The 15,271-nt window shown below is 66.7% G+C and carries 16 protein-coding genes; 4 read left to right on the forward strand and 12 right to left on the reverse strand.

All coding sequences use genetic code 11. The features are described 5' to 3' along the window. Positions 1–114: 114 nt before the first annotated feature. Complete coding sequence (locus BCD48_RS13915) at positions 115–1,485, reverse strand: permease prefix domain 1-containing protein (RefSeq protein WP_071048782.1); 1,371 nt, start codon at positions 1,483–1,485, stop codon at positions 115–117. Next, positions 1,482–1,856, reverse strand: a complete 375-nt coding sequence (locus BCD48_RS13920; RefSeq protein ID WP_071048783.1) for a PadR family transcriptional regulator — start codon at positions 1,854–1,856, stop codon at positions 1,482–1,484. Before BCD48_RS13920 ends, BCD48_RS13915 begins: the two co-directional genes overlap by 4 nt. Positions 1,857–2,652: 796 nt before the next feature. Between BCD48_RS13920 and BCD48_RS51240 the strand changes: the two genes are divergently transcribed. Beyond that, positions 2,653–3,558: a hypothetical protein gene (locus tag BCD48_RS51240; protein WP_071048784.1), complete on the forward strand. Its 906-nt coding sequence runs from the start codon at positions 2,653–2,655 to the stop codon at positions 3,556–3,558. A 113-nt stretch (positions 3,559–3,671) separates the two neighbouring features. Here the strand turns inward: BCD48_RS51240 and BCD48_RS49045 are convergent, their stop codons facing one another. After that, positions 3,672–4,751, reverse strand: a complete 1,080-nt coding sequence (locus BCD48_RS49045; RefSeq protein ID WP_131803984.1) for a PucR family transcriptional regulator — start codon at positions 4,749–4,751, stop codon at positions 3,672–3,674. 309 nt (positions 4,752–5,060) lie between these two features. Further along, positions 5,061–5,738, reverse strand: a complete 678-nt coding sequence (locus BCD48_RS13935) for an alpha/beta fold hydrolase (protein WP_241841712.1) — start codon at positions 5,736–5,738, stop codon at positions 5,061–5,063. A 40-nt stretch (positions 5,739–5,778) separates the two neighbouring features. Between BCD48_RS13935 and BCD48_RS53535 the strand changes: the two genes are divergently transcribed. After that, a complete protein-coding gene (locus tag BCD48_RS53535) occupies positions 5,779–5,925 on the forward strand; it encodes a hypothetical protein (RefSeq protein ID WP_241841713.1) in 147 nt (48 codons plus the stop codon). On the opposite strand, the gene BCD48_RS13940 is transcribed toward BCD48_RS53535, so the two are convergent. The 7 genes from BCD48_RS13940 to BCD48_RS13970 form a co-directional block, all read right to left on the reverse strand. Beyond that, entirely contained in the window at positions 5,917–6,267 is a 351-nt protein-coding gene (locus tag BCD48_RS13940) for a RidA family protein (protein WP_071048787.1), read from the reverse strand. The two genes, BCD48_RS53535 and BCD48_RS13940, sit on opposite strands and share 9 nt — an antisense overlap. Continuing rightward, entirely contained in the window at positions 6,264–7,448 is a 1,185-nt protein-coding gene (locus tag BCD48_RS13945; RefSeq protein WP_241841714.1) for an alpha-hydroxy acid oxidase, read from the reverse strand. The genes BCD48_RS13940 and BCD48_RS13945 overlap by 4 nt, the downstream gene beginning before the upstream one ends. Beyond that, the gene (locus BCD48_RS13950) at positions 7,403–8,521 is read right to left on the reverse strand and encodes an SLAC1 family transporter (protein WP_157910494.1); all 1,119 of its coding nucleotides are present in this window, start codon (positions 8,519–8,521) and stop codon (positions 7,403–7,405) included. Before BCD48_RS13950 ends, BCD48_RS13945 begins: the two co-directional genes overlap by 46 nt. Positions 8,522–8,657: 136 nt before the next feature. Then, positions 8,658–9,422 (reverse strand): amino acid ABC transporter ATP-binding protein, encoded by a 765-nt coding sequence (locus tag BCD48_RS13955; protein ID WP_071048789.1) that lies wholly within the window; start codon positions 9,420–9,422, stop codon positions 8,658–8,660. Further along, the gene (locus tag BCD48_RS13960) at positions 9,419–10,243 is read right to left on the reverse strand and encodes an amino acid ABC transporter permease (RefSeq protein ID WP_157910495.1); all 825 of its coding nucleotides are present in this window, start codon (positions 10,241–10,243) and stop codon (positions 9,419–9,421) included. The genes BCD48_RS13955 and BCD48_RS13960 overlap by 4 nt, the downstream gene beginning before the upstream one ends. Positions 10,244–10,377: 134 nt before the next feature. After that, on the reverse strand, positions 10,378–11,463 hold the full coding sequence (locus tag BCD48_RS13965; RefSeq protein ID WP_071048791.1) for an ABC transporter substrate-binding protein: 1,086 nt from the start codon (positions 11,461–11,463) through the stop codon (positions 10,378–10,380). A gap of 393 nt (positions 11,464–11,856) precedes the next feature. Next, positions 11,857–12,759, reverse strand: coding sequence for a transporter substrate-binding domain-containing protein (locus tag BCD48_RS13970; protein ID WP_083418603.1), 903 nt, complete (start codon positions 12,757–12,759; stop codon positions 11,857–11,859). 189 nt (positions 12,760–12,948) lie between these two features. On the opposite strand from BCD48_RS13970, the gene BCD48_RS13975 reads away from it, so the two are divergent. After that, positions 12,949–13,497 carry an SDR family NAD(P)-dependent oxidoreductase gene (locus tag BCD48_RS13975; protein ID WP_071048793.1) on the forward strand — a complete coding sequence of 183 codons (549 nt, stop codon included), beginning with the start codon at positions 12,949–12,951 and terminating at the stop codon, positions 13,495–13,497. A gap of 295 nt (positions 13,498–13,792) precedes the next feature. On the opposite strand, the gene BCD48_RS13980 is transcribed toward BCD48_RS13975, so the two are convergent. Next, complete coding sequence (locus tag BCD48_RS13980) at positions 13,793–14,266, reverse strand: Rv1443c family protein (protein WP_071048794.1); 474 nt, start codon at positions 14,264–14,266, stop codon at positions 13,793–13,795. A 393-nt stretch (positions 14,267–14,659) separates the two neighbouring features. Between BCD48_RS13980 and BCD48_RS13990 the strand changes: the two genes are divergently transcribed. Further along, entirely contained in the window at positions 14,660–15,211 is a 552-nt protein-coding gene (locus tag BCD48_RS13990) for a hypothetical protein (RefSeq protein ID WP_131803985.1), read from the forward strand. The last annotated feature ends 60 nt before the right edge of the window (positions 15,212–15,271 follow it).

Here is a 15,271-nt window from a genome sequence, read left to right on the forward strand (position 1 = left end):
CGCGCCCAAGATCAGTAAAGACCTCCCGAACGGCATCTGTCCGCCGTAGGGGAGCCAGTCTCACCGGCGGCACATAGTGTCCGGCGAATTCGCCGGCGCCTCCTGTCAGGTGGGTCAGGCGTAGTTGAACAGCGGAGGGAGGACGAGGGCCGCGATCCAGGCCCAGGCGGCGTAGACGGGCAGGTAGCCGGTCTGCCAGCGTTCGAGCGTCGCGAACGGGGTGCGTCGACGGACGAGCCCCAGCAGCAGCCACGCTGACCAGGCGAGGTTGGCGAGCAGGATGACGTTCTCGCCGAGGGCCGCGGCCTTGTTGGGTGTGGTGCCGTATTCGGTGATGCGCCCGGTGATGGCCAGGAGTACCAGCACGTCGATGGCCAACGCGCTTACCACGAGAGCGAGCTGCAGCTTGTCGAACAGATCGGGTGGGGCCAGCGGGTCGCGGGCTGAGATCGAGTAGAGGAGCAACCCCAGCACGATGACCAGGAGCAGGTCGAACAGGATCAGCGCTTGGCGCTCGACGTCGATGCCGTTGCTGGTCCAGCCGATGGCGACGAGGAAGGCGAGCAGGACCGCTGTGAACAGCGGAGTGAACAGCCGGGTGAGCACCGGAGCGATGTTCTCGACGACGCTTTGCTTGGCCTCGACGAGCCATCCGGCCACGACAACCCCGGCCGCCGCGCCGCATGGAAGGAGCCATTGCGCGATGAAATCCTGCGGAACGATCCCGATGGCCTTGAAGGCGCCGGTCGTGAATGCGGTGAGTACACCGCCGCCGAGAGCCATGAGGACGAAGTAGATGAACCATTCACCGGTGAAGCGGATGAAGTCCATGCGTCGACGGGACGACCGCCAGTCGTCGGCCAGGTAGGCCAGGCCCACCACGAGCCACAGGGCGATGGGCAGGTGGATGCTGGTGATGACCAGCGACTGCGACCTGTCCGCCAGGGGGTAGGCGTTGGCCGCGACGGCGCCGAGCGCGAACAGCGCCACCAGTATCCCGATCAGTGAGCGTCGGGCCTGCCGGCGCCAGGCGAGGAAACCCGCGAGCCAGGGCAGCACGAGCAGGCTGACGTTCGGCCCGTAGAACGAGGCCGACGCGTCGTTGTCCAGCCTCACCCCGAACAGCTCCGGCGCCTTGATGGACAGCGCGGCACCCGCCGCGCAGAAGGCCATCACCCGCAGGTCCCGCCGCGACCGCGCGTCCGCGGCCGGGCTTGCGGTCAGGACCAACTGCTTCCACAGCCGTTCCGAGTGCTCCCGGGCAAACTCACGGGACAGGTCGTCGAGGCTACCCATCCGTTTGACCGCGACCAGGAACGCCTCATCCGCGTTCAGGCCGGCCTCGACGAGCTCGTCCACGGAACCACGGAGATGGTCTTCGAGCTCGTCGGCGTCGGGCGGCCGCATCTCCCGGCGACGCCCCACGTACTGGCGCCACTGCGCGAACTGCGCCTCCAGCTCCTCCTGCCCCTCCCGCGCCGTCATGCCCGGCCCTCCAGCGGGATCGCCGTCAGCGTCCCGCGGTCACCAAGACCCAGCCAGATTCCCTTGAGCGCGTCCATGACCGTGGCCCACTGACGGCGCTGCTCGGCCAGCTCGGCCAGACCAGCCTCGGTGAGGCGGTAGTACTTGCGCCGCCGCTCGCCCGTCACCGACTGCCAGCTGGACTCCACACATCCGAGACGCTCCAGTCGGTGCAGCAACGGGTAGAGCAGGCCCTCCGTCCAGTCCAGCTCGCCACCCGACAACTCGTTGATCCGCTTGAGGATCGCGTAGCCATAGCTCTCCTCCTCGGCCAGGATGCCGAGCACCATCGGCGTCGCCGAGGCGGCCACCAGATCCTTGCCGACCTTCACCAGGCCTCACCCCGTTCGGTACCCTAGAAGTACGATGCATAGTACTGCTAGGTAGAGAGGGCGCAACGGCTGGTACGGCGTTTCGGGCGGGACCAGCCGTTGCACCCACTGCGAGCACCGTTGCGTCGGCTAAGCGCAGGAGCCGGGTCGGCCCCCGTCCGGCGTGACCCTGTGGTGCGTAGCCGCAGCGGTCCCCGGTCTGGGCATCAGAGCTCGCGGCGTACCGGTTCCCACCGGACGTGATCACACTGGCCGCGCGCTGTACCGGCAGTACGCCCGGTCCTACGGCGCTCTGATGCCTCCGATAGATCCGCTCGCGTTCGACGCCGATCCGCTCCCGGACTCACGCAGAACTCGGAAGACGGTCCCATCCGGGTCGGGGCCGTTGAGGAGCGCCGCCATCTCCGGATGCTCGAGTACCAGGACGGCGCCGCCGGGAGCGGCGTCCGGTGCTCGTCTGGCGGTTCGCCGCGCAGGTGCGGATGATCTACAGCGGCGTGTTCGGCGGTGGGCTCGCGCGGGGTGAGTGGGCCATCAATGCCGAGGTGGCGCTGGACTACCACCGTGACGATCCCGGCAGCCGACAGCTGGCACCGTCCGATCCTCGGTTTCGCGACGGTGCTTTGGGCGGAATTCCCGTGACGACCGACGATCTTAGAGATCATCTCGGAGATCGACGATCTCAAAACCGAGCTTCGAGTCGGACCGATGTGAACTCCAGCCCAAGCGAGAGCAGAGCGATGAGCATGACGCGTGCACCGGCAGGGGCGGCCACAGCCCGTCCACGGCCGGCTGGGTGGGGCAGGCCGCGATCGTCCTGGGCCTGCTGGGCGCCGCGCAGGCGGTGGCCACGGTCGCCTGGCCCGCGCAGGTCAGCGACGGGCAGTACAGCTACCCCTTCACCCCACACTGGTACACCGCCGCGATGATTTTCTTCGCGGTGCAACAACTGGGCGTACTGGCCGGCATCGGCGGGATCGCGCTGCTGGCCCGGGCCCGCGCGAGCCAGGCGACCAGGGCCGGGCTGCTCATCGGGACAATCGCCACGATCCTGCTGATGGCAATCGCCGCGATCGCCGCGATCACCACCGCCCACGACGCGGCCGGGCTCGGCCCGGGCCGAGGCATTCGACAGCGCCTACGGCGCGCCGACGATCGGGATCGGGATCGGCCTGGTCATCGCCGGCATCGGTCTGGCCCGACGGCCGGTCCTGCCCGGGCCGGGCCGGGCCGGGCCGGGCCGGGCCGGTGGATCGTACTGGCGCTCGGGATCTACGTCTTCGTGCCGATGCTGCCGGCCCTCTTCGAACCCGTCGTGCTCGGCCGGCTCGCGTTCGGCCTCTGGATGCTCCTGGTCGCCGCACTCGGGCTCATCCTGGTGCGCGCCGGCCGCAGCCCGGTCGACCCCGCCGCGCTACGCCACCGCATCGCCGAATGCGACCGCAAACTGGCCCGCCACCGCGCGGCCATCGAGACCGGCGTCGACCCCACCTCCGACTCGGGGTGCCCTTCGGCTTCCGCCTCATCTGGCCACCGACGTTGGTCAAGGTCGCTCCGACATTCGTGTGGCTGGCGATCCTGCCGCACCCGTGCACGCCTGGCGACCGGGACGCCGGGGACCGCTACCAGCTCTCGGTTCTGCAAGCCGAGTTCTCCCTGCCCCAGGTGCTCGACCGTCCCTGTCCGGCCGAGTGTTCTCTGAGGAGGTCATCCGGGAGAACCTCGACCTGGGCCGCCCCGACAAAGTCGGCCTGATCTTCGACCGGCGGACCGGGCTGCGGCCCGCCGACGGTTCCGTACCTCCGCGCGTTGGAGTCACGACGGCAATGTGTTCGCCAATCTCGACTCCGATGCTATGACCGTGTCCACGACGATCAACGACGCGGCAAGCCCTCGTCCGCTTCGCAGATCGAGTCCGGAGAGCTTCTTCCATCGGTCGATCCGGTAGGCAGCGGTGTTGGGGTGCACGTTCAGTTTCTGCGCGGTCCGACTGATCGAGAAGCCGGAGTTCGAGAACGCGCGCACCGTCTCCGCCAGGTCGGGATGTTCCCGTGCCACCAGCGCAGGGTGGGCGAGCACGGGTGCGAGGCGTTCCTTCTCGGCATGGACACACGCCCACATCCAGTTGTCTTCGAAGAGCTGCACGCCCGCACCGGGCTCTGCCAGCTCGGCCGCTCGTTTCGCGTCCCCCAGACTGGTGCGTGCACCGACCAGCCCGGGTCGTGCCAGCCCGATGCCGATCCGCCCGGGGAGCAAGTCGAGCTGCGCGCCGAGCTGACTCGCACTCGCGCGCTGCACGACGACCACGACGTCGGGGCCGACCACACAGACCGCGGCCGGGAGATCCCGTACGCTGCGAAGAACTGCGGAGAGCATGCGTTCCGGAGCAACATCAGTGTGCAACCAGGCGCCGACGAAATCCTCTGTGGGCACCATCCCGAGATCCTCGGACAGCTCCGCGACATCCGTGCCCGTCGCCCCTCCGAGCATCGCTCCGACCAGGCGACGCTGGAGAGACAGCGTAGTCGTTCCCTGGATCGATTGGCCGGCTCGATAGCCGATCGAGACAGCCTCGATCACCAATTGGAGTCGCGAGAGGAGGAACGTCGTGATCTCGCCCAGGAGGCCGCTGGTCGGCGGAACACGGGTGCGGAGTACATCCCAGATCTCCTTGTGCGTGACTTGATAGGCGCCGATCAGCGCCTCGAGGGGCACCCCCTGGGAGGCTCGCAGGCGGCCGACCGCGCGGGTTGCCGACAAATCGGCGGCGCTTGGTCGTTCCAGCATCCGGAGCTGACCACCCCACAGTCTCAGATGCAGGTCGCGGTTGGTCGAGACGTGGTTCTCGAACGAGATCGACAGATACTCGGGGATGTCCTTGCGCACCTGGGTCACCCAGGAGGCCACCCTGTCGTCGAGGTGCTCGATGACGTCGTCGCAGGCGTCTGAGACGAGGGACAGATGTCCTCTCGCCGGGCCTGGGCCTGCCGCAAGACCGACCGGCTCGAGAACCCCTTGACGTGCCATGGATGAACTCACCACGTTGCCCCTCAATGTTCTTCGAGCCAAGAGTCTGACGCCGGATGCCTGGGACGCCGGAGATCTTGTGACTATCTGAACAGAGTAGGTTGCGCGTGAGTCGGCCAAGAAAAAGGATGGTTACGGACGTGCTGCCGTCTATGACTACTGTCGATAACCGGCGAATCAGCCGGCCGCGCGACCGGCCAGCTCGACGATCGCGTCGCAGACGATGTGCGGAGCTTCCAGGGTGATCCACGATCCTGAGTCCGGGGTCAGTGGCTCGATTCCCATGATCGCGAGCTGCTTGCGGCGGGACGTGGGGGTCACGATCGGGTCGCTGACAGGGTTCATCATGACGGCGGTCACCCCACTGTCATGCAGCCGGCTGAGGATCGCATCACGATCGACGGTGTAGACACCGATGTAGGGGGCAAAGAAGTTGGGACCTCCCCGCAACCGATCGGTGAAGCACTCGACTCGTGTCTGTACGTCTGTCTCGGGCGGCAGGTTCTTCGTGACTGTGTTCCACGTCTCCACGAGTCCTCCCCCGTCGGCGGTGAACTTGTGCAAGCCGACGTCGTAGAACCCGCGCTGCCCCTGAGACCAGTCCTCGTACATCCCGTAGCCGATGCAGAGCACTCCCCTCACGAGGTCGGGGTGCGCGGCACCGAGATACGCCGCGTACACGGCGCCGGCGTGCTGACCGACGACGATGCATCCCGCCTCGCCGATGAGCGGTCTGACCGTTTCGAAGATCGCCTCTGCGTATCCGGGCGCGTCGAGCCACTGTTCCGGCGCGTCGGAGTCCCCGAGGCCGGGGATGTCCGGTGCGACACAGTGGATGGCAGCAAGACCCGACATCACTTTCGTCCACATCCGCCCCGACGACTGCATCTGATGGATGAGCACCACCGTCGGCCGCGACGGGTCGGGCGTGCCGCTCGTTCTCACCATCATCTGGCCGATCGATGTGTCGATGATCGAGCGTCGGATGAGCGCGGTCTGGGTGGGCATTGCGTATCCGTTCTTCGCGGTGGTCTCAAACTGAGGGAACATAGGCCCACCCTTCGATCTCGATCAGTCCGCCGAGGGGCAGATCTCGGACGATGATCGCGCTGCGCGCCGGCGGTTCGTCCTGGAACACCGCGGTGTAGGTGGCGTTCATAGCGCCATAGCTCGAGCCATCGGTGAGGAATACCGTCGTTTTCACGACGTGACGCGGAGACAGCCCGTGTCGCGCGAGCTCACCGACGAAGTTCGCGAGCGCTGACTCCGCCTGGGCATCGAACCCCTCGGCCAGCCCACCGGCGGTCAGCCCGAGCTGGCCCGAGATGGCGACCCAGTCGCCGGCACGGACGCTTGAACGAAAAGGAAGGGCCACGGCTCTCACACCTCCCGCAGATCGATCATGTTGTCCGCGCCGAGCTCGTGCACACTGGTCTTGCCGATCAGCGGCAGCGCCTGGCGGATCTCGTTCGAGAGCAGTTCCAGCGTGCGCATCACGCCTTCTTCCCCGTCCGCACAGACTCCATAGATGGCGAGACGCCCGATGACGACGGCATCGGCACCGAGCGAGAGAGCCTTCAGAACGTCGGTGCCGTTGCGGATGCCGCTGTCCAGCGCGATCTCGATGTCGTCCCCGACAGCGGCGCGGATGGGGGGCAGCGCTTCGATCGGGGCCAGGACGCAGTCGAGCTGACGGCCACCGTGATTTGAGACGAGCAGCGCTGACGCTCCTGCGGCGATGGCCTCCTGCGCGTCCTCCACAGACAGGATTCCCTTCGCCATCCAGGGAAGCGAGGTCTCCCCGAGCAGGCCGCCCAGGTGCTCCCAGGTCCAGACCGCCTTATCGTGAGTGAAGAGTTGTCCGAACGCCGCTGTCAGGGCCTCCGAAGTGGACGGGTAGTTGCCCGCGAGAACATCGACGGGCGGCGACCAGCGATTGCGTTTGTTCCGCTCTCTCCACCCGGCCGTCGGGCAGTCGACCGTGACGCACAGCCCGCGATATCCCGCGCGTTCGTATCGGGAGACGACATCCAGAAAGTTTGCGTCGGTTCCCATCGGGTGGAGCTGGCCGATGGCGCCGGTGCCGGGGGCGACGGCGGCGTTCGCCTCGAGCGAGTGGCTGCCCGCCTCCGGCACGATGCTCGCCGTACCGAACCGGCGGTTGGCCCGGCGCACCGCGAGCTGACCATCGACGTCGAACAGCCCGTCCCCACCGAACGGAGCGGTCAGTACAGGGAGCGAGAGGGGGATGCCCATGAAGCTCGTAGCGGTGACGGCGGGCTGCGACCCGCTCATCGCCCGGGGCTTGAAGGCCCAGCGCTCGAAGACCTGGCGGTTGCGCCGGATCGAGACCTCCTGCCCGGCCCCTCCCTCGAGATAGTCGACGAGCTCAGGAACCAACCGGGCCAGTGCGGCCGCGTGGATCTCGCCCAGCGTGGCGAACCTCGGCGTGGCGACGCCCGCGGTCAGGTCTTCCTTGCGGAGGCCAGGCTGCGGAGATGGATGGGCGGCAAGATGTGTCATGGCGTTCTCTCTTCGTTTCGCACGCGTTGCTTCCGGGCACAATCGATCGAGGTTGAGGTGCGCGGACGCGCGGGATCCTTCAAGGAGGCGAGGCGATGTCTCAGGCGACGGGCCAGGCCGATTCCCTTCTGGGCGGATGCGGAGGCCACCGCAGTACGGATGGCGATGTATCCGATGGCCAGCGTCGCCGCTACGAGGAGAACCCATCCGATGGCCTCCCAGCCCGGCGGCATCGGGGTGGGCAGCCGCCTGAGTAAGAAGTTCGTGCTCGCGGCAATGGGAAAGGTGAACGCCCAGAACGCGCCGCTGAATCTCAATCGCAGATAGACGGGAAGGAGCATGGCCTGAAGCACGATCATCATCACCAGCACCCCAGCGAAGGCGTCGATCGCCGTTCCGTAGTTGGCGGGATGCGCGGCCATCCACGCGATTCCGCCGGTGGCCGGCGGCGCGACGAGCACAGACAACAGCGGCGCACGATTTGCGGGCAGTGGACCGCCGACGATGAGGCGCGACATTACCACTGACCCGATCACGAGCCAGAAGAACAGTCCCACACCGATCGCGGCCATGCTCACCGGGTAAAGGCCGACCGAGGAGAACGCAATGCCGGCGATGAACGCCCCCGCGACTACGGGCAGGAGAAGGCCCGGATTGATGGCCTCCTCGGGCATGTCGCCGGTGAACCATGCCGCGAGCGTGCGCGCGGCGAGGCCCGCGAGCATGATGACGAGCGCCCAGCACGCCCACGTCGCGAGCTGCCGGGCGTAAAGCCCGAAGTGCACGAGAAGCAACAGGCCGATCGCGGGGATGTAGGCGGCGAGATGACTCGTGTGCGGATGCGCGAGGTCGTTCAGCAGTGAGCCGGCGTAACGGATGCTGTGCACGGCATAGCTCACACTGAAGACGAGCCAGAGCCCGGCGCCCAGCGCGTAGAGCACCTCGGAGGGCAACGTCGGCGCTCCGAGCCCACGGGAGGCTTGCGCCCATGCGCCGGCGAGACCAGTCAAGCCGAGCGGGATAGCGAACAGGTTCAGCGGAACTGTCCGCGAGATGGGACTCCGCAGTGTCTCTCGCGAACCGTCACCGAGCCGGATGGCCGCTCGTACTCTCACAGCATTCGCCTTCCGATCGATGGGGATCCGGCAACTTTCGGGCAGGCATTCGCTAAACCGACGTCGCCCTCGGGGGCGGCCTTGGCCGGGGTGTTTCCGTCAGCCGGCGTGTTCCGGCCAGCCGACGATCTCTGCGCTAGAGCACCCGGGAGAGGAATTCCTTGACACGCGGATGCTCCGGAGCGTCGATGACGCTCGACGGTTCACCCTCTTCCAGGATCTGCCCATCGGCCATGAACACGACCCGATCTGCCACTTCGCGTGCGAAACCGATCTCGTGCGTGACCACGACCATGGTGGCTCCCTCCAGCGCCAGCGACTTCATGGTTTCCAGCACCTCGAGCACGAGTTCGGGGTCGAGGGCCGATGTCGGCTCGTCGAAGAGGAGTACGTCAGGTTCCATCGCCATGGCTCGTGCGATCGCGACGCGTTGCTGCTGCCCGCCGGAGAGCTGGTTGGGGTAGGCGTTGTGCTTCTCAGACAGACCGACGTGGTCGAGGAGTGCTCCGGCGCGTTGCCGTGCACGAGCCCGGTCGACGCCCTTGACCTGGGTGGGTCCTTCCATGACATTCTCGATCGCGGTGCGGTGCGCGAAGAGATTGAACTGCTGGAAGACCATGCCGGTCGAACGGCGTTGACGCGCGATGTCGCGCTCCGAGGTCTCCCGCAGCACTCCGCCGGCCTGCCGGTAGCCGAGCACCTCGTCGCCGACCCGCACGAAGCCTTCGTCGGGACGCTCCAGATGATTGAGACAGCGGAGCAGGGTCGTCTTGCCCGAGCCGGAGGGTCCTAGGAGGCACACAACCTCCCCCCGCCCTACAGACAGGGAGACCGACTTGAGAACCTGGTTCTGACCGAACCTCTTGGAGACCTGAACGGCCTCGAGTAGCGATGTCGTCATGCGGCGCTCCCATGCGAGATCGCTTTCTGCTTGCGAAGCGGGTTCGTGCGTCGAGGACGCTCATGCGCGCCGAAGCGCCGTTCCAGATAGGACTGTGCGATGGTGAGCAGCGCAACGAGCACGAGGTACCAGATGGTCACGACCAGCAGCAACGGGATGATCTCGAAGGTTCGCGAGTAGACGCTCTGCGCCGAGTAGAGAAGGTCGGGCACGGCGATGTAGGCGACGATGCTGGTGTTCTTCGTCATCTGGATGAACTGATTCGCCAGCAGCGGAGTCGCAATGCGCATTCCCTGCGGGAAGACGATGCGGCGGAACACCTTCGACGACGTCATGCCGATCGCTGCTCCGGCCTCCCGCTGTCCGGTGGGAACCGACATCAGCGATGACCGCACGACCTCGGAGCCGTACGCTGCCTCGTAAAGACTGAACGCGACCACGGCGCAGACTCTCGGTGAGATCAAGTCTGACGTGCGGAGGCTGACGAGCGGTTCGTAGAACGGCAGCCCCACGACGATATTCGGATACAGGAGCCCGATATTGAAGGTCACAACCAGCAGAACGAGCAGCGGTACTCCACGGAAGAACCAGACGAACACCGCGCCCATCCCGCGCACGATCAGGATGCCGGAGAGCCGCATGGCCGCCACGATGCACGCCAGCACGAGTCCCACCGCCATCGAAATCACGGCGAGCGTGACGGTCATGCCCAGGCCGTCGAGAATCTGCTGGTCGAACAGGTAGCGCCCGACGGTCGACCACTCGAGCGCCTCGTTGCCGAGAAAGGACACGACCGTTGCGGCGATGACGACCAACGCCACGATGGGAACCGTCCTGCGTGCGAGTCGCCGTCTGCGGTGCACGGGCATCCGGAGCAGGTCCTCGGCTGTCGGAACCCTGTTGCCGATTTTCGTGTCGCCGGCCATGAGAGCACTTGTCGCCGCGTCCATTGGGGTCACTCGCTCTCGATCTCAGGGTTGACTTCAGAGCGCTCGACGCCTTGTTCCTCGAGGCCCCACTTCGCCAAGATCTCCTGGTATGTTCCGTCTTCGATCAGCTCGTTGACGGCCTTCGCGAGAGCCTCGGCCATGCCGCTTCCCTTGCGAGTGACGATGCCGGAGACCACACGGCTCCGCGGCTGCGGACCAGTAACCTTCCACACGCCAGGGGACTGCTCCATGGTGTAGGCGGCGTAGATCTTGCCGGTGTACCAGGCGTCGATGTTGCCCGACTTGGTCGCGAGCTGGGCGTCGCTGATCGACGGGTAGGTCTGGATGTCGATGGCCGGGTGGCCCGCCGCCCGGCAGTCCGCAGATCCGTCCTCCAGGACGGCGACAAGGCGGTCGCCGGTCAGCATGCCTATGGACATCCCGCAGAGGTCGGTGAGCTCGTCGCCGATGTCACGGCTTTCGACGGGCACCACGAGGGCGTCGCCGGTGGTCAGGTACGAGGTCATGTCGAACTTCTCGAGTCGCTCCGCGGTGATCGCGGCCGCACCGGTCCAGTCGTACTTGCCGCTTTCGACACCGAGAAGTTCGTTCTCGAAGCTGTTGGCATCGGTATTCACCTTAACGCCGAGCTTCTCGCCGATGGCCATTGCGAGGTCGTAGTCGAGGCCCGTGAGCTCGCCGCCGTCGTCCTGGAAGCTGAGCGGCGCGAATTTCGAGAGCACGGTCGAGTTGAGCGTGCGGCCCTCGTACTCCTCGGGCAGTTCGATATCGCTCGGTGCGGGACGGATGGTGGTCGTCGCCTCGGTGTCGGCCGAGGAACCGGATGCGCACGCGGAGAGCGCCAGGGTGAGCGTCACAGCGCCCAACAAAACGGCGACGCGCCGCTTGGGGAAGGTGATGAACACGATGTCCTCCTGGGTTGAGTCGGTGGGTCTGTGGGGCGGGTGGGCATACGCCGCGTCCAGCACGAGCTGGCGGCCGTCCCGGACGTATTTCCAGATCCCGTCGTGGACCGACCCCAGCGTGTACAGGACGATTCCTGAATGCCTGTGCTCGGTGTTGTAGTAGCCGAGGAACGCGGCGGCGAACACCGGGAGGTGTCGATGCCCGTGAACGAGCCCGGGAATGCGGGACAATACTTCAGAGTTTTAAACGCCGCTTCGGAGTAGGTATTGTCGTTCGACAGCTTCGGATGCGACCGCGACGGCGTGATATACAGATCGGCCAGCAGGTCCGAGACGGTCTTCCCTCAGTCGTGGTCAAAATCACAAGACCCTGATCCGCATCTCGCCCCACTCCCACACTCGATGGCTTGACCGTCCCGTCTTAGACCAGCGTGACAGAGAGGGTTACGGACGCCGAGCCAGTGTGGGCACCTTCTCGTTTTCCACCGCATACCTGGCAGGTGGTTCGCGGCTGGACTGTGAGATCCACGATGCCGGGCGTCATGTCATCGGCGTGCGGGATCTCTACCGGGTGCCGGGTCACTCGATGACGTCTTCGGTGGGATTAACTTCCGAGACCTCGAGCGCCTGCCCGCCGATGCCCCACTTCGCGAGGATAGCCTGGTATGTTCCGTCTTCGATCAGCTCGTTGACGGCCTGCGCGAGAACCTCGGCCATGCCGCTTCCCTTGCGGGTGATGAATCCATCGACGACGCGGCTGCGGGGCTGCGGGCCAGTGACCTTCCACACGCCAGGCTCGAGCTGTTCGGAGTAGGCGGCGTAGATCTTGCCGGTGAACCAGCCATCGAGGTTGCCCGACTTCGTCGCGAGCTGGGCGTCGCTGATCGACGGATAGCTCTGGACGTCGATGGCCGGCTCACCCGCCGCCTGGCATTCCGCGGAACCCTTCTCCAGTTCGTCGATAAGTCGGTCGCCGGTGAGCGACCCGATCGACAGGCCGCATAGGTCGGTCATCTCGTCGCTGAGCTCTGGGCTGTCAGCGAGCACGACGAGGGCGTCGCCGGTGGTGAAGTACGACGTCATGTCGAACTTCTCGAGTCGCTCTGCGGTAATCGCGGCCGACCCGGTCCAATCGTATTTGCCGCCCTCGATACCGAGCAGTCCGTTCTCCCAGGCGTTCGGAATAGCCTCGACCTCCACGCCGATCTTCTGGCCGATCGCTTCCGCGAAATCCTTGTCGAGTCCGTCGAGCTCGCCGTCTTCGTCGAGAAATCCGAGCGGCGCGTAGTTCGAGAGCACGGTCGCGGCGAGGCGCCGACCCTGGTATTCATCGGGCAGTTCGATGCTGGCCTGGTGGCTTGCGCTGGTGGTCGTTTCGTCGGTGCCAACCGTGCTGGAGGAGGCGCACGCGGAGAGCGCCAGAATGACTGCGGTGGTGCCGGACACTGCTGCGGCGAACCGTTTGGGCCGTGTGATGGCCAAGAGTGTCTCCTAGGTGAGACGAGAGAAAACAGGGTCAGCGCCAAGCGATCCGCAAGCTGTGCTGCGTATCGCCAACAGGTGCTTGGCTCATGTGGCCTCAGTATTCGGACCGCGCGCCACGGCGGGCAAGCCGCGCGAGGAAACTTCTCGTTTCCACCGCAATCCCGTCATCCGGCCCGCAGCTGGACTGTGAAAATCACGATTCCGCCCGGCGGCGCGCCCACCGCCCGCCGACTCGTCGCCCAGCTCCGCACCGATACCCACGCCAGTCTCGACACCGACCTCGTCCTCGCCGACCTTCACCGCAGCCGCACTCGCCGCCGGCGACCGGGTCGTCGGCGCGGCCCGCGATATCTCGCCGCTCGACGACCTCGCCGCCCGGCACCCGGGCCGCCTGCTGGCCCTGCGCAGGGCCGCCTGCTGGCCCTGCGCCTCGACGTCACGGACCGCTCGGCGGTCTTCGCCGTCGTCGGCCAGGCGGTCGGGCACTTCGGCCGGCTCGACATCGTCGTGAACAATGCCGGGGTGTTGTTCGCCGGGATGGTGGAGGAGTTCACCGAAGCCGAGGCCCGCGCTCAACTAGACCCCAACTTCTTCGGCGCCCTCTGGGTCAGCCCTGGGACATCGGGCTTCGTCACGGGTCTGGCAAGGCCTCCCTGGCCGTCGCCCTACTTTGGGTGGAGTACGCGCCCACGCTCGCGCCTGGAGAAAACGCCGCGGTCCGGCTCGCTCCGCTGAGTCCGCACCTATGGAGACACCTGATCATCGGCGACGTGATCCTGATGCATGAAGGTCGGCCGGCTGTCGACATCGGCTCCGTCATCGAAGTCGCTCCCGCCAGCCACCCTGTCGACGGGGACGACGCCACGCCCGCAGCCTGATCCAAACGTGTGGCTGCCAGCGTGGCTGCCAGAAACGATCAAAGGTCGCCGTCCCTGATCGACTTGGGGGCGGCGACCTGCAAGAACTACAGAGTGTAAGTGTGGGGCGTGTGGGGCTCGAACCCACGACCGGAGGACTACGAGTCCGGACGTCACCGTTCGAAGTGGCGCCGTAGCCGGCGATGGCGGTGTCCGAAGAAGGCACGGAGCAGGACCTGGAGCAGGGGGCCCGCGAGCCGCAGGATGACGCGCGGTTCCAGAGTGACCCGGTCGGTGACGACAGCCGTGCGGTCGGTTGTGGCCTCGACGGTGCGGTCGTGGACCCATCGCCGCATGCTGAGCATGGTGGATACCTCGTGGAACCGGCGGCCCGGCTCGAGCTCGGTGAGTGTCAGCCGGTCGTAGTCGAACGGTAGGACGCCGAAGAGCCGCAGCCACGCGCGGCCGACGGGCACCCCGACACGGATCGTCTCGATGGAGACCTCACCCACGCCGCGGGGCAGCGACATCGTCATCCAGGGACGCATCTCGTCGTTGATGCCCTCGGGCGTCACGATCCGCCGCCAGACCATATCCGCGGGCGCGAGAACGAGGCTGGTCACCTCGAACGACCACTGGCTCCTCATCGCATTCACCCCAGTCTCGGCAGTTAGCGCCATGGCGGCAACGGGATCGCAGGATGCTACGACAGCCTTTTCGCGATCATTAGGCCCCCGCCGTCGAGGCCGGGTCGACGCGCCGCGAGCGAGCGCTCCATCACATTGCTTCGTGCAGGTTTCCGCGCGATGACGAAACCGAGACACCTAGGCCCGCCGCGGGCTAGAGTGCGCGCTGTTCCTGATCAGCCGAAGTCAGGCATGGGGGCGCCCATGGACAGCAGGCGCGACATCGTGAGCGAGCGGTTCCCATGCGGCGAGCCCATGCTGGCCACCGTGGTTCGGGCCACGGGGCCGCCCGCCACCCCGGCGACAACCACGCCGTCGCCCTGGAGTGCGCAGGGCGCGACGACGGATTGGTTTGTGCCGCAACCCCCGCCGGCGGACCTGGCTGGTCCGCCCGCACCGCCAGAGACGCCGGCCACCCGCGGGCGGGGCTGGCGGGCGTTGACGGCCGCGGCCGGCGCCGCGGCCCTGGCGACCGCGGTGACCATCAGCGTGCTGCTCGTTCCCGGTGGCCGGACGGCCGAGACACAGGACCCGCCGTCCCAGTTGGTGGCCCGGGCCGCGGGCCCCTGGGTGAACCGCTACACGCTGGCGGGCAGCCGCGCCGACTACCAGTTGACGATCGACGGCGCGCGGTGGCATCTCACCGGTGCGGACTACGTCATGGTCGGGAACCATCGAAACGGAATCCGACAGTCCTGCTCAGGAACCGTCACGGCAGACGCCTACCAGCTGACCTTCACGACCAAGACCGGCACCGCTGAGCCGATCGGTTCCGGCCTGCCTGGCCGCCAGGCCGGCGGCTCGTTCTGCGCCGGCGTCTTCAACGCGGTTCTCTACCCGGCGGGCCAGACACTCGACCTGATCGACCCGAGGTCGGTGCGGACCTACCAGATGCGCCGACCCTGACTCCGCCAGGAAGCCGTCAGGCCGGACGACGGCAAGGACGGTGCGCGGCTTGACGGCGCG

It is taken from the genome of Pseudofrankia coriaricola, assembly GCF_001854805.1.
Classification (GTDB): domain Bacteria; phylum Actinomycetota; class Actinomycetes; order Frankiales; family Frankiaceae; genus Pseudofrankia.

Excerpts from the sequence above, each read along its gene's own strand:
- BCD48_RS13915 (WP_071048782.1), bottom strand. The coding sequence starts at position 1,485 with ATGACGGCGCGGGAGGGGCAGGAGGAGCTGGAGGCGCAGTTCGCGCAG.
- BCD48_RS13935 (WP_241841712.1), bottom strand. The coding sequence starts at position 5,738 with ATGTCGGGTCTTGCTGCCATCCACTGTGTCGCACCGGACATCCCCGGC.
- BCD48_RS53535 (WP_241841713.1), top strand. The coding sequence starts at position 5,779 with ATGAGCACCACCGTCGGCCGCGACGGGTCGGGCGTGCCGCTCGTTCTC.
- BCD48_RS13955 (WP_071048789.1), bottom strand. The coding sequence starts at position 9,422 with ATGACGACATCGCTACTCGAGGCCGTTCAGGTCTCCAAGAGGTTCGGT.
- BCD48_RS13980 (WP_071048794.1), bottom strand. The coding sequence starts at position 14,266 with ATGAGGAGCCAGTGGTCGTTCGAGGTGACCAGCCTCGTTCTCGCGCCC.